Source organism: Sphingobacterium sp. 1.A.5, from assembly GCF_002734235.1.
GTDB classification, from domain to species: Bacteria; Bacteroidota; Bacteroidia; order Sphingobacteriales; family Sphingobacteriaceae; genus Sphingobacterium; species Sphingobacterium daejeonense.
In genome coordinates this window covers 1-19,485 of sequence record NZ_PEBA01000027.1, presented here as the reverse complement: position 1 = coordinate 19,485, position 19,485 = coordinate 1, and the positions used below count along the sequence as shown (strand labels likewise).

Below are 19,485 nucleotides of genomic sequence, written 5' to 3'. Positions count from 1 at the left end.
AAATTCATTTTCCTTACAAATTTTAGAGCGGTTCGCTCTTGCGTTTTTGCAGATTTCTAAAGGCATCGAATCTACAATAAAAGTGGTTTCCATCTCATTAAATTTAGCAACCATAAGTTTTCTTATATTTTCCAAGTGTAAGAAAACCTTTCTTTTTCTGCGATTAAACACACTTCTCTCAATCATTCCCTTTAGTTTTGAATTAGAGAGGTATCTAAACAACTGATATTCTGAATCTATCGATAAATATTCTGCAGAAATATTTATTGCAATGAGTTCTAAATCAGATAATTTTGGTTTAATTGGTTTGAAATAAAAATTTTCTTTGATGGTTAATTTTCTTAATTCCTTTAAAATAAAATCGTAAATTGCATCTAGGTTATTCATAATGTATTAGATTGGTAGTCAATACAATATACGAAATTTTCGTATTATGAGTAACCTTTTTTATAATGCACTACGGGTATTTATATAGTTTGTTTAATAAATAAACCCGAGATAAAAATTTATAATTTATACATCTTGTGGGAAGATTCTAAATACTCAATTGATCATAAGATTGAAGAATTGGTTGAAAAAATAAAAAAGGATATATTATGAACTTAAGAGGACCAAGCTATCTTAATTTTAAAAGTAACTATTACTCATATTTATATAATTCTAAGCTATTCAAAATCTAAAGTTTTAAAAATTAAGTTTCGTTTCCGAGATGGACGCGTGTCACCAGGGTTCCTATTTTAAAATAAGAGCAGTAGAATTAAGTAATGATAGAAGTAATTAATCAGAGCTAGCGCGAGAGCTTGGTATAAAAGTTTCTTTGCTTTATAAATGGCGAAAAGAATATCAGCAATTTGGTACGGGTAGTTTTGCTGGCAACAGAAATTTAAAACTTACTCCCGAACAAGAACGTATTCACGAATTGGAAAAAAAACTCAACGATGCCGAGTTAGAGCGCGATATATTAAAAAAAGCAATCAGCATTTTCTCCAAGAGCGATCGATGAAATACAGATTCATTAAGAATCATGAACGACAATTTCCGATTGAGAAAATGTGTTCCATCTTAAAAATCAGTTCTAGAGGTTATTATAAATGGAAAAAGCGATCCTTTTCAAAGAAAGCATTGAAAAAGAATAAACTAAAGCAAAAAATCAAAACACTTTATTTTGAATTCAAACAACGCTATGGAAGTCCAAGAATTACGGCAGAATTACAGGCTTTAGGATATCGAATATCTCGTGTAACCGTTGCCAAATATATGAAAGAGCTTGGCTTGAAAAGTAAATTAAGCAAGAAATTCAAAGTTACAACCAACTCGAAACACAATTACTTGATTGCAGAAAATGTACTTGATAGAGATTTTAAAGCCACTCGAATTAGTCAAAAATGGGTGTCCGATATCACTTATATCCAAACAAAAGATGGGTTTCTGTATCTAACAACCATTATTGATTTGTACGATAGAAAATTAATTGGCTGGAGTTTAATTAATACAATGAGTGCCGATGATACATCACTAGCTGCCTTTCGAATGGCAATAAAAAACAGACCAATTGAAAAAGGATTGATTTTTTATTCTGATCAAGGGGTACAATATTTACAAAGAAATTCACCAATATTTTCCTAAAAGTTCTAACTTTGAATCGATAACCCAAGATCAAATTAATAGAGTTATTAATATTTTAAACAACAGACCACGAAAAAGATTTGGTTTCAAAACGCCTAACGAAGTTTTTGCTCTAAAAATGAACGAAAATAGACGAGTTGCATTTAAAACTTGAATCCACGTTAATTAGGTCATCAAACATTTTAAATTAATCAATAAAAAAAATAATGAACACATTTAAATTTTTAACCGTAGCAGCACTAACCGCCATTCTTGTTTCTTGCAACGAGAGTAAATCAACTGCAGACCTTGGAAATAAAGAGCAGACAAAAACAGAGGCACAGCAGAATAATGATTTTTCTTCAGGAATTTACACGGCAACATTGCCTTGCGCAGATTGTATGGGAATCGAAACCTATATTACCTTTCAAAAAGACAACAAAGCGGTTAAAAGTACATCGTATTTAGACAGCGACGGTACTTCTGAAAACGAGTATGGTACCTGGACTAAGAATGATGACATTATTGAAGTGTCCATGCCAAATTCGCCCAAAGAATATTATCTGGCAAAACCAAACAAAACCTTGGTAAGATTGGATGCTGATAAGAAAGAAGTAAGCGGAGAATTAGCCAAAAATTATATTTTTAAAGAAGTAAAAGCATTCACGCCCGATCAGTTGAATGGTACGTATAACACCAACGCCAATGGAAAAGCTTACAACCAAATTCTGGAATTGAAATCTGAAAATGACAGTGTTTACTTAGTGAAAATTTCATTTACCGGTGCTGCAAAAGGATGTACTTTTGAAGGCAAAGGAAAGTTAGTGAACAATCAGATTGATGTTGATTTAAAAACCATCAATAAAGATTTACAAGGGACGATGACGATTTTATTTAAGGATAAAACTGCTGAAGTATTTACTTCGAAATTTGACGATAGATTCGCATTAAATTACTTCTGTGGTGGCGGTGCAAGTTTAGCCGGAGATTATTATAAAAAATAATATTAAAAGGGTTTTATCAGTAGCTGATCGATAAAAAAATTCGCTTGATCGCTAGAAGTCAAATAATGAAAGTGTTGTTGAACGGAAGGCTATTAGGTATGGTAATGTCTGATATATTCCATTTATTTTTGTCTAATTCAGATAGATCATCTTCTAAACTTGCAAGAAGTATAAATAGCAAGTCTAAAGCTTGAGTCGGATTTTGGTATTCAGAAGTTAAAGTCCTGAATTGTTTAAATATATCTATTATTTTGGGTACAATATCTTTATCTGATTTGTGACTTTTTGATACAAGATAATCGTAGAACTTCTCTAAGTTGTTGCCAATTGCTTTTAACGGTATTTCCTCAACTCTATTCGGATTGCTCCAGTTATATAGATTTGCAGTTTCATCTTTGATATAGAGGTAGTTTTTAGTATTACTGGACCAAGACTCTGAAAAATATGAATCCATAGACCCCTCATCTTCTGACACATCAAGACAAAAATTTCCAGTAACACCATTTAACATTATAAATTTGCTTTCAACCAACGGTATTAAATGTACGGGCAGATGGCCCAGGTTTTTTGTCCAGAAAGTTAAGTCTTTGAAATTTCCCATATCTTCTTCAAAAATATACAAATAATTGTTTATTTATTAAGATCATTATCCATTTTATCATGTGCCTTTAAATACCGGTAACACGTTGCTCGACTTATTTTCAGACTGTCGGCTATATCTTGAACAGAGGGGCTATCGCCAGCATTGTATAATGTTTTCACTGCCTTTATCTTCTTCATAGTTTCTTTACTATATCCAGCTGGTCTCCCCCCCTTTCGACCACGTGCTCTGGCTGAAGTTAAACCGGCCTTAGTTCTTTCGGAAATAATTTCTCTCTCGAACTCAGCTAGCGAAGCGAAAATGTTAAATGTAAATCGACCTGTAGCCGTATTTGTATTTATTCCATCTTGTATGCTGAGAAAGCTCACATCCAGATGTTGCATTTTTGTGATTAGATCGATTAGGTCTTTTAGAGATCTACCGAGACGATCTAATTTCCACACGACAACAGTATCATCTTTTCTTATTTTTTCGAAGAGTTTCTTAAGCTCCGGACGGTCTTTCGATTTTCCGGAAACCTTCTCCTCAAAAATGATTTCGCAACCAGCATTTTTCAAAGCATCGATCTGCATATCTAAGTTCTGATCTTGGGTACTAACCCTAGCATATCCTATTTTCATAAAAACGTTTGATATACTAATTTATGAAACATAGATTTGTGAAACAACATTTTGAGACAATGTATGGTGTGAAATACCAACCTATGTTGAATCTATTATTTTTGTCGCAAAAAACGACCGTTTTTTTGTAATTTACAATATTGAGAATAGAGGAATAGGAAAGATATAATTACTTTAATGCTTAGTAATTTTAAAAGATCAGAAGCACCATAAGTCTTTATAGAATCATTGTTCTATAATTTATTATCATTCTCTAGATTATTTTAGCACAGATTAAAATTATTAACCTTTATCCAAATGATTATAAATAATCAAGATTATATTCTTTTAAATGAAATTCTTTCAAAAGTAAAATCGGACTCGGAAATTCTAATCTGTTCGAATAATTTCTCATTTAATGCATTATTTGATTTATTCAATCAAATTGATGTAACACAACGTGTTCGGATTATTATAAATACTGGTGACCTTGAGGAGAAAAAAGCATTATTTATTCATAATCCTTTAGAAGTGCAGACAGATGCTTCTTTAAATGGTTATTATAGATTAAGTGAAGTTTTGAAAGAAATTCAATCCAATGTGGAGATTCGAAAAACGAATATATCGGGTATCTCTTATATTGTTATTGATCAGCACGTTTTTATGCTTGCTCCGCATACGCTTGACGAAGCTACTTTGGGTATTATTAAAGATGGGCGTCCTTACTTATTTCCATATATTTTGGATGAACAATTTTCGTACAAGCAAACATTTAACAATCAATGGAATGTCGCATTGGATTGTACAGAGGAAGTGTTATCCTTATATGAGCAGGCAAATCCATTGAAACCGGCACATGATATTTACCAATATACTATATCTAAGATTTTTCAAGACAGAGAACAAATAGATTTGAAAGAAGAACGACTGACTCGCACTGGCTTCAAGAGTTCAGAGATATGGTCAAAGCTGTTTAACTTTCAAAAAGATGCTGTTTTAGGAGCTATCGATAAAATTGAGAAATACAATGGATGTATTATTGCTGATTCGGTAGGTCTTGGTAAAACCTTTGAAGCATTGGCAGTTATCAAATATTATGAGCTGCGCAATGATCGTGTTTTGGTTTTAGCGCCGAAAAAATTAAGAGACAACTGGATTGCTTATACCAAAAACTATACAACAAATATTTTAGAAAAGGATCGTTTTAATTATGATGTATTGAACCACACGGATTTAGGTAGAGATGGAGGTCTGTCTGGTGATATTGATTTGGAAAAAGTGCATTGGGGAAATTATGATTTAGTGGTCATTGATGAATCCCACAACTTTAGAAATAACAATCCTTCTAAAGATCATGTTACGCGTTATGAGCGTTTAATGAACCAGATTATTTGTGCAGGTGTAAAGACCAAAGTTCTTTTGTTGTCCGCAACTCCTGTCAATACGCGACTTAATGATTTGAAAAATCAAGTAGCCTTTATTACAGAATCTAACGATCAAGCTTTGAAAGAGGAAGGTATTGCGAGTATCGACCTTACATTAAGACAAGCGCAAACTAAATTTAATAATTGGTTAAAAGATAGTGACCCTTCACGCGACAGTTTAATTAGTCGGTTAGATGGCGATTACTTTAAGCTTTTGGATCTGCTGACCATCTCACGATCTAGAAAACATATTGAAAAGTATTATGACGTGGCCGATATTGGCAACTTTCCTGAACGATTGAAGCCTAAGTCTATATATAGTGAGTTTGATACCCAGGATAAAGAATTTTCCATTACTTATCTCAATGATCAATTGCAGATGTTGAATTTGCAATTCTATTCGCCATTATTTTTTGTTCATAAGCACTTGCAACCAAAGTATGCAGAAAAGTATGATACAATCACAAAAAATGGAACAAAATTCAGTCAGTTAGAGCGTGAAGAAAGTATCATCACACTGATGCGTGTCAATCTTTTAAAACGTTTAGAATCTTCAATTCATTCCTTTTGTTTAACCTTGAACTCCGTCTTAAATAGGGTTAATTTCTTAATCGATAAAATTGACAATCACAAAGAGTTTTTGAATGATGTAGATATTATGGATTTGGATTTTGATGATGAAGAATTGCGTGATTCTGTTATTGGTGGTAAAGTGAAGGTATTACTTCAGGATATTGACCAAGTTAAGATGAAAGGCTTTTTGGAGTCTGACAAAGCCATTATAGAAAAACTTTTAGGTCGTTGTGAAGAGATCACTGTAAGCCGCGATCAAAAGCTACAAGATCTGATTCAGCTTATTGAAGAAAAAATAGATAAACCTTTAAATACTGAGAACAAGAAAGTAATTGTATTCAGTGCATTTGCGGATACTGTTCGTTACTTGTATGACAATTTAGCCAGTTATTTTCAGAATAAACATCGGTTAAAAGCAGCTATGGTGGTTGGTGGAGATGCTAACAAGACCAACTTAATAGATTGTAAAACCGATCTACAATCCATTTTGACTAATTTTTCGCCTTTGTCGAAGTCTCGTGATACGGTGATGCCAAAGCAAAAAGGTAATATAGACCTTTTGTTGTGTACGGATTGTATATCCGAAGGTCAGAATTTACAAGACTGTGATTTCTTAGTAAACTACGATATACATTGGAATCCTGTTCGTATTATTCAACGTTTTGGAAGAATAGATCGGATAGGTTCTCAAAATAAATATATACAGCTTGTCAATTTTTATCCAACTCGCGAACTTGATCAATACATCGATTTAGTACAACGTGTAAAAGGTAGGATGCAAATTTTGGATATTTCAGCTACAGGAGATGATAATGTCATCGATGAGCGTTCTGGACAACAAAAGGAACTCGAATATCGTAAAAAGCAATTGGAACGTATGCGCGAATCCGTAGTTGATTTAGAAGATTTTGAAGGCGGAATCAGTATTACTGATTTGACCTTTAATGATTTCAAAATTGATGCAGAACGTATTTCAGCATCAGACAAACTTCGTTATGAACGATTTGCTAGTGCATCTTTTTCTTTGATACGCAATAATATTGTAGATCATGAAGCTGGCGTATTATTTTGTGTAAAAGATTTGAATGATACAAACTTTCATGAGAAGTTGAAATTGAACCTATTACATCCATATGCATTAATTTATATTAATAAAAATGGAGAAATAATTGTTCCAGCTAGAATGGGAAAGCGCGCTTTGGATTTATTCAAAAAACTAGCTTTCGGAAAGGAGACTATAGATTCAGAATTGCTTAAGGAATTTAATATCAGCACCAAATCAGGACGCTATATGTCCGAATATACCGAATTATTGCATGTGGTGAAGTCTCATCTGTCTGGAGAAGAGAAAGAAGCACAGATTTCTTCAATTTTTAATGCAAATGCTGTCTTCTCAGGCAAATCATCGAGTGCAAATCAATACGAAGTTTTAAGCTATTTAATTGTTTCGGAATAATGAATTGGGAGGAGATAATAAGTTTCCCGTCAGGGGTATTGGTTAAATATACCATCAAAAAAGTAGAATTAAAAAAGCAGCGTGATTTAACCTCGTCGGAGCTAAAACTAATAGATTCGGCTGATGTGAAACAAATCCAATTAATCGCGAGTATCAATCAGCCTATGGCTAATATAGAGCCCTATCAAGATGAATTGGAGGATTATACGCAGTTGTATTTTATTCGTGTGCTCTTAAGTGGAGATATGTATGCTAAGCTGTATAAGTCGACGAGTAAATTAATCCATCAGCTTTTACCTCATCATGGTATCGTGATTACACAATCCGATGATCTTAAGATTAGCCATTTATCGTTAGCTACCAAGCGCTATCATAAGCAGTCGGCAGAGCAACGTGTCTTGGAAGAGATTTATCTGTCAGAAGCTATCGAGACTGAATCTTCACAGGCCTTTTTAGATGCTTTAGCTTATGCGAAGGTACCAAAGCAAAATCTAAAGGTTTTCTATACTTACTATATACAAGCCTTAAAAAACCATGCTTTGGCAGACTTGACAGGCGAATATGTACAACGTCCTGACTATGTAACGGATGAATTTCTGCAGATCGCACAACAAATAAAAGTAGCCGAAGAGCAAGTAGAAAGCTATAGTAAAATATTAAAATCAGCGACTCAAATGAGTGAAAAAGTAGCTTTAAATACCGATATTCACAGATTGAAACAAGAAATACAACAACTAAAAGAAAAAATAAAATAAAATGGAGAAAATCAAAGCTTTAGGTTCTGAAGATATCGTAGCCAATAATATAGAAAGACTAAAAGAACTGTTTCCAACTATTTTTTCGGAAGGTAAACTTGTTGTAGAAGAATTACAAGCTTTGCTGGGTGATTATGTCGAGAAAGACAAAGAATTCTACCAAATGACTTGGGCAGGAAAAACACAAGCGCAGAAAGAAGCTAATAAAATATCTACAGGTACGTTACGTCCTAATAAAGCAGATAGCAAGGACTGGGATACGACAGGAAATATATTTATCGAAGGAGATAATCTAGAAGTATTGAAGTTGCTACAAAAAACCTATAGTAACGAAATCAAGATGATCTATACAGATCCACCTTACAATACAGGAAAAGATTTTGTTTACAAAGACAACTACAAAGATAATTTAGCCAATTATTTAGAGCTGACTGGGCAAACCGATGAAGAGGGTAAAAAAGTATCTACAAATACGGATTCTGATGGAAGATACCATTCCAATTGGCTGAATATGATGTATCCCCGTCTCAAATTAGCTCGTAATTTAATGACTGATGATGGCGTCATTTTTATCTCTATAGATGATAACGAACAAGCTAATTTAAAGAAGCTTTGTGATGAGATTTTTGGTGAAGAGAATTTTTTAGCTCAAATTATTTGGGAAAGATCATTTTCACCTGTCAATTTGAAAAAGCATTTTTCTGAATCTCATGATTATTTGATTTGTTATGCCAAAAACATTAATTGTGCTGTAAACAACGGTTTAACAAGAACTAATGAAACAGATAATAGATATAAGAATCCTGATAATGATCCACGTGGTGTTTGGACATCTTCTGATATGACTGTTGGTCCAGTTATTCAAGAAAAATTATATGAAATAGTAACTCCATCAGGAAAAATAATTTTGCCTTCAGATGGTAGATGTTGGCTTTTTACTAAAGAACGTTTAGAAGAACTCAAAGCTGACAATAGAATTTGGTTTGGTAAAAATGGTGATAATGTTCCTCGAGTAAAAAAGTTTTTGTCAGAGGTAAAAGAAGGAGTTACACCCGTAACTATTTGGAAACATAGCGAAGTGGGGCATTCTCAGGATGCTGCTCAAAAATTAAAAAAATTATTTGCTGGTAAAGATTATTTTGATTATCCAAAATCAATAGATTTAATAAAGCGATGTGTTGAATTATATTCGGATAAAACAAGTTACATAATTGATTTTTTCTCAGGGTCAGGAACAACAGCTCACGCTGTGATGGCTCTTAATGCTGAAGATGGTGGTATTAGAAAATGTATATCTGTACAGTTACCAGAGCCTACTGATGAAAAATCAGAAGCCTATAAAGCCAGCTACAAGACTATAGCTGACATTACTAAAGAGCGTATTCGTAGAGCTGGAGAATTAATCAAACAAAAGAATAAAGATAAAGAAGGTTTAGATAAGTTAGATATTGGTTTCCGTGCTTTTAAGTTGGATTCATCTAATATCCAAGCTTGGGATACCTCTGTAGAGAAATTTGAAGGTCAATTGGATGCATTTTTAGCTAATAATGGAGATAGCATCAAAACTGGTCGTACCGAGGAAGATGTATTATTTGAGATCTTATTGAAATACGGTTTGGATTTGACTTTGTCTATCCAAGAAAAGCAAGTGGATGGCTGTACAATTTATAATATTGGTTTTGGTGCGATGTATATCTGCTTAAGCGATAATATAAACATCTCAGTAGCAGTAGCCATTGGAGAATGGCATAAAGATTCTTCTGACTCCAAACCATCTGTGATATTCAAAGATGCAGGTTTTGCTAATGATGCTGATAAAACGAATACCATACAGACATTGCGTCAGGCTGGAATCGAAAACGTAAAATCGATTTAATTATGGCTATGAAAATACAATTTGAAGGTAATTTGACTTACCAACAAGATGCTATTGAAGCTGTAATTGATGTGTTCAAAGGACAAGAAAAGTTAGAATCAAATTTTACAGTACTAGCTCCTACAGATCAATCGATTGGTTATGCAGCTGATTTGGGTTATGCTAATAAACTTAACTTACTACAGAAGCAGTTAGTAGAGAATACACAAGCCATTCAACTGCGTAATGGTTTACGTATTTCAACACCGCAAGATATTGATAAGAACGATTTGAATTTTTCTATAGAAATGGAGACAGGTACGGGGAAAACCTATGTGTTCACACGTTCTATTTTTGAAATGCATAAACGTTATGGGTTCAAAAAATTCATTATCGTAGTTCCTTCTGTTTCTATTCGCGAAGGTATTAATAAATCATTGGAGTTGACGGATGAACACTTCAAACAAGTGTTTGAAAATGTGCCGTATAAATATTTTATTTACGATAGTGCCAACTTAAGTCAAGTTCGTGATTTTGCGACATCCGATCAGGTTCGCCTTATGATCATTAATATCCAAGCTTTCGCACAGGATATGGATAGCGAGAAGGCAACCAAGCGTATTTTGTTAGATTATAACGATAAATTGGGGGCTATACCCATTAATTTGTTGCAAGAAACTAATCCTATTGTAATTGTGGATGAACCACAAAGTACGATTAGTTCCCCATTACAAAAGAAATCAATCAAAAACTTAAATCCTTTAGCAGTTTTTCGTTTTTCAGCCACACATAAAGAGAAAATCAATCTATTGTACAAATTTGATGCAATTGATGCCTATAATGATAATAAAGTAAAAAAGATTGAAGTAGCCTCTATTACTACTAAAAATGAAGTAAGTGATGGTGCTTTTATTCAGTGCATTAGCATTTCGAATAAAAGCGGTATCAAAGCTAAAATTTCGATTGATATCAAAGGTAAGAATGGTAAAGTTTCGCGAACAAATAAAGATGTCAAACTAGGTGATGATCTATATGAAATATCCAAGTTAGATCAATATTTCGGTTATATCATCAATGAAATCAATGTCGAGTTGGATTATATATCCTTTGTAAATGGGAAAATAATCCAATCAGGTCAAACGCTTGGTGGAGTAGATGATAAAGAGATTAAACGTAAACTTATTGCCAAGACTATTGAGGAGCATTTGGATAAAGAAGTAAAGTTAAATCCAAAGGGTATTAAGGTCTTAAGTTTGTTTTTTATCGATGCAGTTGCAAAATACCGTCTATATGATGAAGAGGGGAATCCTACAAATGGTGATTATTCACAAATATTCGAAGAAGAATATGCACGTATTATCCAACATCCTAAATATAAGTTGTCACTTTTCAAAGAAGTGAAAGATGTAAATATTGATGTTACTGAAGTGCATAAGGGTTATTTTTCTAGTGATAAAAGATCAAAAAAATCGAATGTTAAAGAGAAGTTTGAAGCTTTCAAAGATACTTCAGGAACAGTCAAAGCTGACGAGGATACGTATCAATTGATTATGAAAGATAAAGAACGTTTGTTGAGTTTTGATTCTCCTGTGCGTTTTATATTTTCTCATACGGCATTAAAAGAAGGTTGGGATAATCCAAACGTGTTCCAAATTTGTTTATTGAAGGAGATGGGCGCTTCAGAAATTCGCCGTCGCCAAGAAATAGGACGTGGCTTACGTATTCCAGTCGATCAATCGGGTAATCGTGTATATGATGAAAGCGTTACTATACTCACAACGATAGTTAATGAAAGCTTTACAGAATTTGTCGAAGGCTATCAAAAAGAATTGACAGAAGATACAGGTATCAAATTTGGTTATTTGGCATTGGAGTCATTTAATACCATAGTTAATGGTTTTGATGAGCAAGATGAGCCAGTTTATTTAGGTCAAGATGAGTCTAATAAGCTTTATAAACACTTTATAGAGTTAGGATATATTGATGCTAAAGGTAAAATTCAAGATCTACTAAAACAGTCTATAAAAGAAGGTAGTGTTGATTTGGGACAAGAATTTACGGAAGAAGTATCAAAACAAATTATAAACAGAGTCAAAGAAGTAGCTGGTAATCTAGATATTAAAAACAATGCAGAAAAGGTGCATATCAAGCTTAATAAGCAGGTTTATCTATCCGATGAATTTAAGGCTCTTTGGGATTCAATCAAGTATAAAACAGTTTACAAAGTTGAGTTTGATTCGTATGAGTTGATCAATAAATGTATTGAATCATTGAATAACAATCTTCGTAATCAACAAGCTAAGATCGAACATACCATAGCTAAATTGGCGGTTGATCAAGGCGGTATTAAAGCAGATGGTCAAGTTAAAAACTATGTCGAGCATCTTAATGTGCAAGTCAATCATTTACCTGATATAATTACATACCTGCAGAATGAAACTGATCTTACGCGTAAATCCATTGTAAGCTTGCTTAAAGGACTGGAACCACGTGTAATCAACTATTTTAAGTCTAATCCTCAAGCATTTATTGAAAGCTGTATTGAGGTGATCAATCTGCAGAAACGATTGTTTATAGTAAATGGTATTAAGTACGAAAAGATTGGTGAGAAAGAGTTTTACGATCAAAAAAAGATTGAGGCGGAGGATTTAGTAGGTTATTTGAGCAAACATTTAGTAGCTTCTAGTAAGTCTGCCTACGAACATACCTTGTGTGATTCGGATGTTGAGGTCAATCTGGCTCAAGAGTTTGAAGCGAGTGATTATATATCACTATACACGAAGTTACCTAGTTGGTTTAAAGTACCTACGCCATTAGGAACATATAATCCTGATTGGGCTATTCTATATAACCAGGGAACTGAAGAGCAGTTGTACTTCGTTACTGAATCTAAAGGCACTGTTTTCGATGAACATTTGAGACCAATAGAAAAAGGAAAAATTCACTGTGGCAAAGAACATTTTACATCTATCGGCAGCCGTATGATTGTTGCACATACGATAGAGGATGTGTATAGTCAGGTATGATATTTTAAAAAATTATGGATAGGGCGCTGAATAGTACGTTTTTTGATTTTCTGCCTAGATTGAGAGTTTACTCAAAACGTCTAGGGTTGGTGTATTTCAATCATCAAAGAACTTAGTGAGATAAAATCACAGCCTATAGCTATTATTGCTACCAGCTGGACTATCAATATCACTTCTTTGATAAACGTGAGTCTTTCTGATGATGTGTTCATTCTCTGTAAAGATAAGCAAATAATTACGTCCCAAATTGAGGAGTGGCAAAACGAACAGCCTCTGTTTGTCTAGTCGAAATATGCATGTACTATTTTTAGCTAGCTCCGTCGGGAAGCCCTATCCATTTATAAACTAAAATTATGAGTAAGAAGGAAGAGATAGATTGGTTTAAATTAAGGAGATATCCACATATAGGATATCCTTTAGGTTTGAGTGATCGAAAATGGGTGACAAATTATGTTAAAACCAAGACAGCCCAACACTCGTTTTTACCTTTTATTCATAAAACATCCAAGGTTCGAAAGTTTAGGAAGAAATATAATAATGAAACAGGGATTGTTGAAAATGAAAAAAAAAGAGTATCTAGTATCAAGCCTCGAGAACTATACTATGCAAGCCATTTAGATTCATTAATATATAGTTACCATACAAAAGAGCTTAGTGATAAATATGAAACTTTCATTTTAGGTTCAGATCTCGCAAAATCTGTCATCGCTTACCGTAGAATAAAAAAGCCAGGATTAAAGTCTCATAAAAGTACGATTGATTTTGCAAAGGAAGTTTTTGACTATATTCAAAACTATAGTTCAGAGAATTTCGTAGTCATGACGTTTGATGTTTCTAGTTTTTTCGATAATCTCAATCATAATTTATTGCTAAAGGAGTGGGTTAAAGTTGCAGGCGGAAGCAAACTAGATGATTCATCGTTTAATATCTTTAAAAGCTTTAATAAATACTTCAGTTCAAAGTTGGGAAATAACACTTCTCCGATGCTGTAATTTTTATGTCCATTCTAAAGTTAGTAAATTACATATTAAATCTATCCAAGATCCAATATAATGCAAGAAACAATAAACAAAATTCTCCAAGCTATTAATGAGTGCAAAGATCCAATCAAAGACTTTCAGGCGAGAGAAAAACGAGATGCCATTCTTCTGAATATAGGGAAGGAACTTATTGACCTGCCTAGGGAAAAGGTTGAGGGATATGCACGGAATGAAGACGAATCAAGTGCTTTGCATTGGTTTTATACCAGGTTTATTTACGCAAAGAATAAAAGTCGACCAATAAAAAAAGAAAATTAATTTTTTACTGTATGCTAGCATTTTCATTTCCAGAAGATCCTTTTCCAGGAATGAATTTGCTAGCAAATAAACAGCTATCCCATTTCTCCTTTTTTACTTCTCCCCTACCCAAGATGTAAACCTCCCGAGAATTCGGAAATTCAATTGCAGGTTATAGCCCTCATTTCTTAAATTAGCATTGTTAGGACGTGAAATGTTGTTTATTTGTGTCCCCTTCAATTGATGGGGATATTTCTGGTTAATCAAAATTTGTTGTTCTACTTCGGATTGCAGTACAGAACAAACCGGTTTGCCCTATCAAAAGAAATAAAAGTTCCAAAAAAAATTTTAGGAACTTTTATGGTTATTGATTAATTCTCAAATTGCTTATTTAGCAATATCAATCATGTCCTTCAGTCTTTACGATCTTGTTATAGATACCAAGAAGAAGGAAAGGAGCCGCCCACTGCCCTATGAAAAGTGCATCCTTGTCATCTTTCCACCGTGAGCATTTCAATGCTGCAGAAACTCCCATGGACAGCAATGCTGCCCCTAGAAATACCACGGAGGGTATTTTTGCTGTTTGACTCTCAATAGATTTACTTAGCTGGTCCTCGTTTGCTGTGTTAATTGCCATAATGTTTTGTTTTTAAGTTCAATATATAAACAAGGTACAGAAGAAATAGTTTATGCCTTCTTAAATTTAGAGGACCATAATTCAATTAAGAACATAGTGTTAGAAGGTTATTGCTCTACAGATTTAACGGACTATTGGACAATAATTTAAAGGGTATGGGGGGGGCTTTACGTCACCGTTAAATTATTGCCACAGCTCACACCTGAACCTTTTAATGGCCACGGTTGTAGCTAAAAAGCTAAATGTATTAAATAGAAAAACTATGTGTCTATTAAATTAAACAGTGCGCTATTTTTGTAGCCCAAAAAAACACGATTGGGCCGTCAAAAGTATATCATTTACTGTAAAGTAGTTTCCTGTCACGGATAGAGATGGATGAAGATCCATTTGGCACGGGTATTGAATATTTGATGAGCATACAATCTTAACATATAAAGATATCCTATGGACATGCGAGATGCCCAGATAGGTCATATCAAACATCTTCCTTTGCGCAAAGGGTATTAAATAGTAATATTTATTCACAAAAGCCCTACTAAAAGATGAATTACAAATTTATAAAAGATGAGGTATTGGTGCATACCCCAACACTTTTGCAATATGCCAATAAATTCACACAGGACCAGAATGATGCGGAAGACCTTCTTCAGAACACATTGGTCAAGGTGCTGAAGTATCACAAGAAATATGTTACTGGGACGAACCTATTGGGATGGATCTATACTATTATGAGAAATACATTCATCAATGATTGCCGAAAAAGAGCTCATCAACTTAAGTATATGAGTGGAGTCGGGGATTCCAAGGATATGGAAAGTCCGGTCAGTAGAGATAGAGCGGAAGGCAATTTAATGAGACAGGAAATAGACTCTGTCATGAAAGCGATTCCTGAAAAATACTATACTGCATTCATGATGTATTATGAAGGATTCAAATACTATGAAATAGCTGAATACCTGGGGGTACCTGAAGGGACGGTAAAGACCCGGATCCATACGGCCAGGAAAATCCTACAGAAAAAGCTGCACAACTATAGACATGATTAGGAAAAACTTTTAAGACGCATGACAGGGGTGATGATATCATGGCCCCTGTTTCTATTTGGGTGCAGGTTAGGGTAATCAATCACCGCTGTTCCCGGAGCTCCATAGATATTACTAAGCTTTTTTATCATTCTTAAAATCACCTCGAAATTTCAAGCCCCTTAATTATAGTATCACTACTTCTTCCTGATATAGTAAAAGACCTTTGGATTCCATAAAGCAAAATTACATTCAGTGTTCACATAGCTCATCAATGAATATTTATCATGCCAACAACTACAAAACCTACTCCAAAGGAAATAAAGTTAAAGCAAAGCCAAGCGCGGCTAAAGATTTAAATGAGCTATTTGAGGACGGCCTAAAGGATATTTATTGGGCTGAGAGGAATAGATTGCCAGGTATACTAAATTGCTATGATCTTAATTAAGTACCTGGCGATATCTTAATATTGAAGACAGCAACTTTATAAGATAATTCTTTTAATAAAATTTGTTAAGTTATCGATGAGCGTTAGTGTGATAGCCCATTAAACTTTGTCTCGTAAAATATACGAGCTCTTGTTGCATTGACTGCAAGAATACCTCTTTACTGGCAAAAAAAACAAAAATGATTTCACCCACCAAGGTCTACGAACGCGGTAATAAAGATATGCTTCCCCACAATGTGGACATAATGGATGTGGTTGGCTCAGTGCAGTGGTTTTTAAACTAATAATCTTCATACAATAGTTCTAAAAAATTTGAATGAATTAATTAAAGACCATTATCTTAGAAAAGATAAGGTTTAGGGTTTAGTAAAATAAAACGCCCAAACTATGGAATTATTTTGTCTTTCTAAGTATGATCAAAATACATGAAACAACACGCATAATTAAACGCCATTTTTACAAAGAGTTTAATCGATTGAAAGCGAAATGTTTGTTGTTATATTCCTGTTAAGGAATTGATAAAAATTAATTAACGTGAGTTCGGTTTAAGCAGCAAGGAATAATTGCTTTTCTTGCTGTTGAAACTGAATATTTAGAGAAGGTTTTTTAGGGAAGAAAGCATAGGCAGCTAAAGCTCCCAAAACATTCAATAAGAAGTTATTTACAGACCTGTGTCTAGTGTGTTGTAGTTTGCATATATTCTTTAATTCATCATTTACACATTCAATTATAGCTCGTTTTCGTAGCATAATTTTATCTGTCTGAGAAAGATTTAATCCCTTCATATTTTTTCTAGGTTTTGTTACCATTTGTATTCCGTTACCCCAAAGAATATCAGCCATAGCTTTTGATATATAGCCTTTATCTCCATATAATTTACCAAAAATATCTTTGGTCATTGATATGTGTAGAATCTATAAAATTGATTCCTTCACTCTTGCCCAAGCACTTCATTTTTACAAACACAACAGCACATCAGTGTCTCACAATAGGAACATTTATAGATCCTATTCGTTATAGTTTCCATCTGCAATACAGACAACTGAAAGAAAGATTCTAAGCAAGTGCACCTGCTGATCACCTGTATCTAAAAAATACTTTTGCCAGCGATATCACTATTTTTATATTTTTTCCTAAATTAAAGAGTTTATTTAAGGATTTTATGATTGTCGTCTATTTAGAAAAAGGTTTTGAAGTGGTCTTGCAGCGACATCATGCAAGGTTAGCAGCGAGTTTAATGGAAAAACTTGAATGGATTAAGGGAGACCCCTACAAAATCGATCTTATCCTGGCAGCTGCCGATCACGACGATAATTATACGGAGTTCAGGCGAAAAGGGATACTCAATGAACCAGGTGGACCCAAAGATTTCACAATGGAAACCTTTGATAAAGCAAATTGCCAACGGCTGCTTGATGAATCACTTTCGCAAAGCATCTTTACCGCGATTTTGATAGCCTGTCATATACAGTTTGTAAAGCGGAATCTCTCCGCAGCAGCAACAAGATTCTGTGATTCACTCGAAAGCAAAAAACAGCACTGGTGTAATCAGATTGATTTATCGATAAACGAGATGAACAGATATTACACGATCCTTCAATGGTGCGATGCGCTCTCGCTTTTGGTGTGCCAGCGCATTATTCCTCCAGAAGGTAGGTCTTTAGAAATAAGTGCTGGGCCCGATGGCGTACCGTATTTTATTTCTGCAAAAGATAAAGATTGTTACACAATAGATCCCTGGCCTTTTAGTGAGAAGGATTTTACCATTAATGTGGAGCGTCGATTGCTCGATAAATTGAAGTTTAGAAACGATAAAGAATTACAGGATGCATTGTTTGATGGTCACATAACGGTGCAACAAATTACTTTTTCACACTAGCTTCAACAAACCAATTAAAAATTTATCAGAAGATTTAAAAAATTGGTACCAACTGTTTGCTTTTTAAAATAGGAACCCTGGTGACACGCGTCCATCTCGGAAACGAAACTTTAATTTTTAAAACTTTAGATTTTGAATGGCTTAGAATTATAGAAATATGAGTAATAGTTCCTTTTAAAATTAAGATAGCTTGGTCCTCTTAAGTTCATAATATATCCTTTTTAATTTTTTCAACCAATTCTTCAATCTTATGATCAATTGAGTATTTAGAATCTTCCCTCAAGTTGTATAAATTGTAAATTTTTATCTCGGGTTTATTTATTAAACAAACTATAAAAATATCTGTATTTAAGGGTATGCCCATTTCCATTTGCATATTTTGATCGGATTTACGATGATGTATATTGAAGAAACTGGCCACGCCTTCCAAGGAATTCTCAAGTTTACGCTGTATGTAAGGTTTTATTGACATTAAATAAAGGTTAAATAAGGTTTTTAAAAATATGATACAACATAATTTACTTAAAATTAAATTAAATATTTTTTTTTATTGTTTAATTACTAATAATTCTTATTATTTTACTTCAGTAGCGTCCTAAACGAGGGAAAAAATGGCGGTGGATTTATACAGCAGGGAATGCTATATTTAATTCGCCAAAATTGATCCATCGCCATGGTAAATATAAACGTATTCTCTMAGATTTTGGGACTCGTAGATCGGAACATTTTCAAAAAAAAAAATGGTTCACGAACATCAATCTGACAAACATCACAAGGGCATCAACAGTTGGACGCATTTTGTGAGCATGCTATTCTGCCATCTCTCTTCGGCAGATTCGGTTCGTGACATTTCTAATGGACTCCGCAGCACTACTGGCAACATGAACCATATGGGTATCTCCAGAACGCCGAGCAAGTCCAAYCTTTCCTATATGAAYGCTCATCGSGATCACGGTCTTTTCAGGGATCTGTATTATAAGCTTTTGGATCACCTATGGCAACAGCATACTCATAAAAGGSCGGAMTTGCGAAGATTACAACGTAAGGTGTTTTTGATGGATGCTACCGTTATTCCATTGTGCTTGAGTGTATTTGATTGGGCCAAGTTCCGTAGTGCCAAGGGAGCGGTGAAGTTACACACCGTATTGGATTACGATGGCTGTATGCCAAGTTTCGTCCATATTACAGATGGCAAACAGCATGAATCCAAAATTGCTAAGTCGATGTCATTTCCCAAAGGTTGCGTGGTTATTGTAGACCGGGGCTATGTGGATTATGCCTGGATGAACGTTTTGGACAGCACCGGCTGTTTCTTTGTCACCCG

General features: G+C 34.1%; 15 protein-coding genes and 2 pseudogenes. 12 read left to right on the top strand and 5 right to left on the bottom strand.

Going from position 1 to position 19,485, the window contains the following annotated elements; translation table 11 throughout:
* Positions 1 to 387, bottom strand: a pseudogene (locus tag CRT24_RS12345) (IS982 family transposase); the annotation flags it as partial.
* A 406-nt stretch (positions 388 to 793) separates the two neighbouring features.
* On the opposite strand from CRT24_RS12345, the pseudogene CRT24_RS21430 reads away from it, so the two are divergent.
* The 3 genes and pseudogenes from CRT24_RS21430 to CRT24_RS12325 all read left to right on the top strand — a co-directional run.
* Positions 794 to 1,003 (top strand): annotated as a pseudogene (locus tag CRT24_RS21430) (transposase); the annotation flags it as partial.
* A complete protein-coding gene (locus CRT24_RS12335; RefSeq protein WP_144034578.1) occupies positions 919 to 1,626 on the top strand; it encodes an IS3 family transposase in 708 nt (235 codons plus the stop codon). The pseudogene CRT24_RS21430 and the gene CRT24_RS12335, both read left to right, overlap by 85 nt.
* Before the next feature lie 206 nt (positions 1,627 to 1,832).
* Entirely contained in the window at positions 1,833 to 2,609 is a 777-nt protein-coding gene (locus CRT24_RS12325) for a copper resistance protein NlpE (RefSeq protein ID WP_099371542.1), read from the top strand.
* Positions 2,610 to 2,667: 58 nt separating this feature from the next.
* Here the strand turns inward: CRT24_RS12325 and CRT24_RS12320 are convergent, their stop codons facing one another.
* Together CRT24_RS12320 and CRT24_RS12315 are read right to left on the bottom strand one after the other, a co-directional pair.
* Positions 2,668 to 3,063 carry a hypothetical protein gene (locus CRT24_RS12320; RefSeq protein ID WP_144034577.1) on the bottom strand — a complete coding sequence of 132 codons (396 nt, stop codon included), beginning with the start codon at positions 3,061 to 3,063 and terminating at the stop codon, positions 2,668 to 2,670.
* A 176-nt stretch (positions 3,064 to 3,239) separates the two neighbouring features.
* Positions 3,240 to 3,830 carry a recombinase family protein gene (locus CRT24_RS12315; protein ID WP_099371540.1) on the bottom strand — a complete coding sequence of 197 codons (591 nt, stop codon included), beginning with the start codon at positions 3,828 to 3,830 and terminating at the stop codon, positions 3,240 to 3,242.
* A 297-nt stretch (positions 3,831 to 4,127) separates the two neighbouring features.
* Between CRT24_RS12315 and CRT24_RS12310 the strand changes: the two genes are divergently transcribed.
* The 6 genes from CRT24_RS12310 (at position 4,128) to CRT24_RS12285 (ending at position 14,196) form a co-directional block, all read left to right on the top strand.
* Complete coding sequence (locus CRT24_RS12310; RefSeq protein ID WP_099371539.1) at positions 4,128 to 7,262, top strand: DEAD/DEAH box helicase; 3,135 nt, start codon at positions 4,128 to 4,130, stop codon at positions 7,260 to 7,262.
* Entirely contained in the window at positions 7,262 to 8,017 is a 756-nt protein-coding gene (locus CRT24_RS12305) for a DUF4391 domain-containing protein (protein ID WP_099371538.1), read from the top strand. The genes CRT24_RS12310 and CRT24_RS12305 overlap by 1 nt, the downstream gene beginning before the upstream one ends.
* 1 nt (position 8,018) lies before the next feature.
* A complete protein-coding gene (locus tag CRT24_RS12300; RefSeq protein WP_099371537.1) occupies positions 8,019 to 9,893 on the top strand; it encodes a site-specific DNA-methyltransferase in 1,875 nt (624 codons plus the stop codon).
* An 8-nt stretch (positions 9,894 to 9,901) separates the two neighbouring features.
* Positions 9,902 to 12,898, top strand: a complete 2,997-nt coding sequence (locus CRT24_RS12295; protein WP_099371545.1) for a DEAD/DEAH box helicase family protein — start codon at positions 9,902 to 9,904, stop codon at positions 12,896 to 12,898.
* A 353-nt stretch (positions 12,899 to 13,251) separates the two neighbouring features.
* Positions 13,252 to 13,890 carry a hypothetical protein gene (locus tag CRT24_RS12290; protein WP_099371536.1) on the top strand — a complete coding sequence of 213 codons (639 nt, stop codon included), beginning with the start codon at positions 13,252 to 13,254 and terminating at the stop codon, positions 13,888 to 13,890.
* Positions 13,891 to 13,950: 60 nt separating this feature from the next.
* A complete protein-coding gene (locus CRT24_RS12285; RefSeq protein WP_099371535.1) occupies positions 13,951 to 14,196 on the top strand; it encodes a hypothetical protein in 246 nt (81 codons plus the stop codon).
* A 379-nt stretch (positions 14,197 to 14,575) separates the two neighbouring features.
* Here the strand turns inward: CRT24_RS12285 and CRT24_RS12280 are convergent, their stop codons facing one another.
* Positions 14,576 to 14,812 (bottom strand): hypothetical protein, encoded by a 237-nt coding sequence (locus CRT24_RS12280; protein ID WP_099371534.1) that lies wholly within the window; start codon positions 14,810 to 14,812, stop codon positions 14,576 to 14,578.
* 542 nt (positions 14,813 to 15,354) lie between these two features.
* On the opposite strand from CRT24_RS12280, the gene CRT24_RS12275 reads away from it, so the two are divergent.
* Positions 15,355 to 15,858 (top strand): RNA polymerase sigma factor, encoded by a 504-nt coding sequence (locus tag CRT24_RS12275; RefSeq protein WP_099371533.1) that lies wholly within the window; start codon positions 15,355 to 15,357, stop codon positions 15,856 to 15,858.
* A gap of 969 nt (positions 15,859 to 16,827) precedes the next feature.
* On the opposite strand, the gene CRT24_RS12270 is transcribed toward CRT24_RS12275, so the two are convergent.
* Positions 16,828 to 17,181 (bottom strand): transposase, encoded by a 354-nt coding sequence (locus tag CRT24_RS12270; protein ID WP_257214034.1) that lies wholly within the window; start codon positions 17,179 to 17,181, stop codon positions 16,828 to 16,830.
* A 263-nt stretch (positions 17,182 to 17,444) separates the two neighbouring features.
* On the opposite strand from CRT24_RS12270, the gene CRT24_RS12265 reads away from it, so the two are divergent.
* A complete protein-coding gene (locus CRT24_RS12265; protein WP_099371532.1) occupies positions 17,445 to 18,161 on the top strand; it encodes a DUF3891 family protein in 717 nt (238 codons plus the stop codon).
* 740 nt (positions 18,162 to 18,901) lie between these two features.
* Positions 18,902 to 19,485: IS4 family transposase (locus CRT24_RS12255; RefSeq protein ID WP_144034575.1), on the top strand; the 584-nt coding region annotated here is incomplete at its 3' end.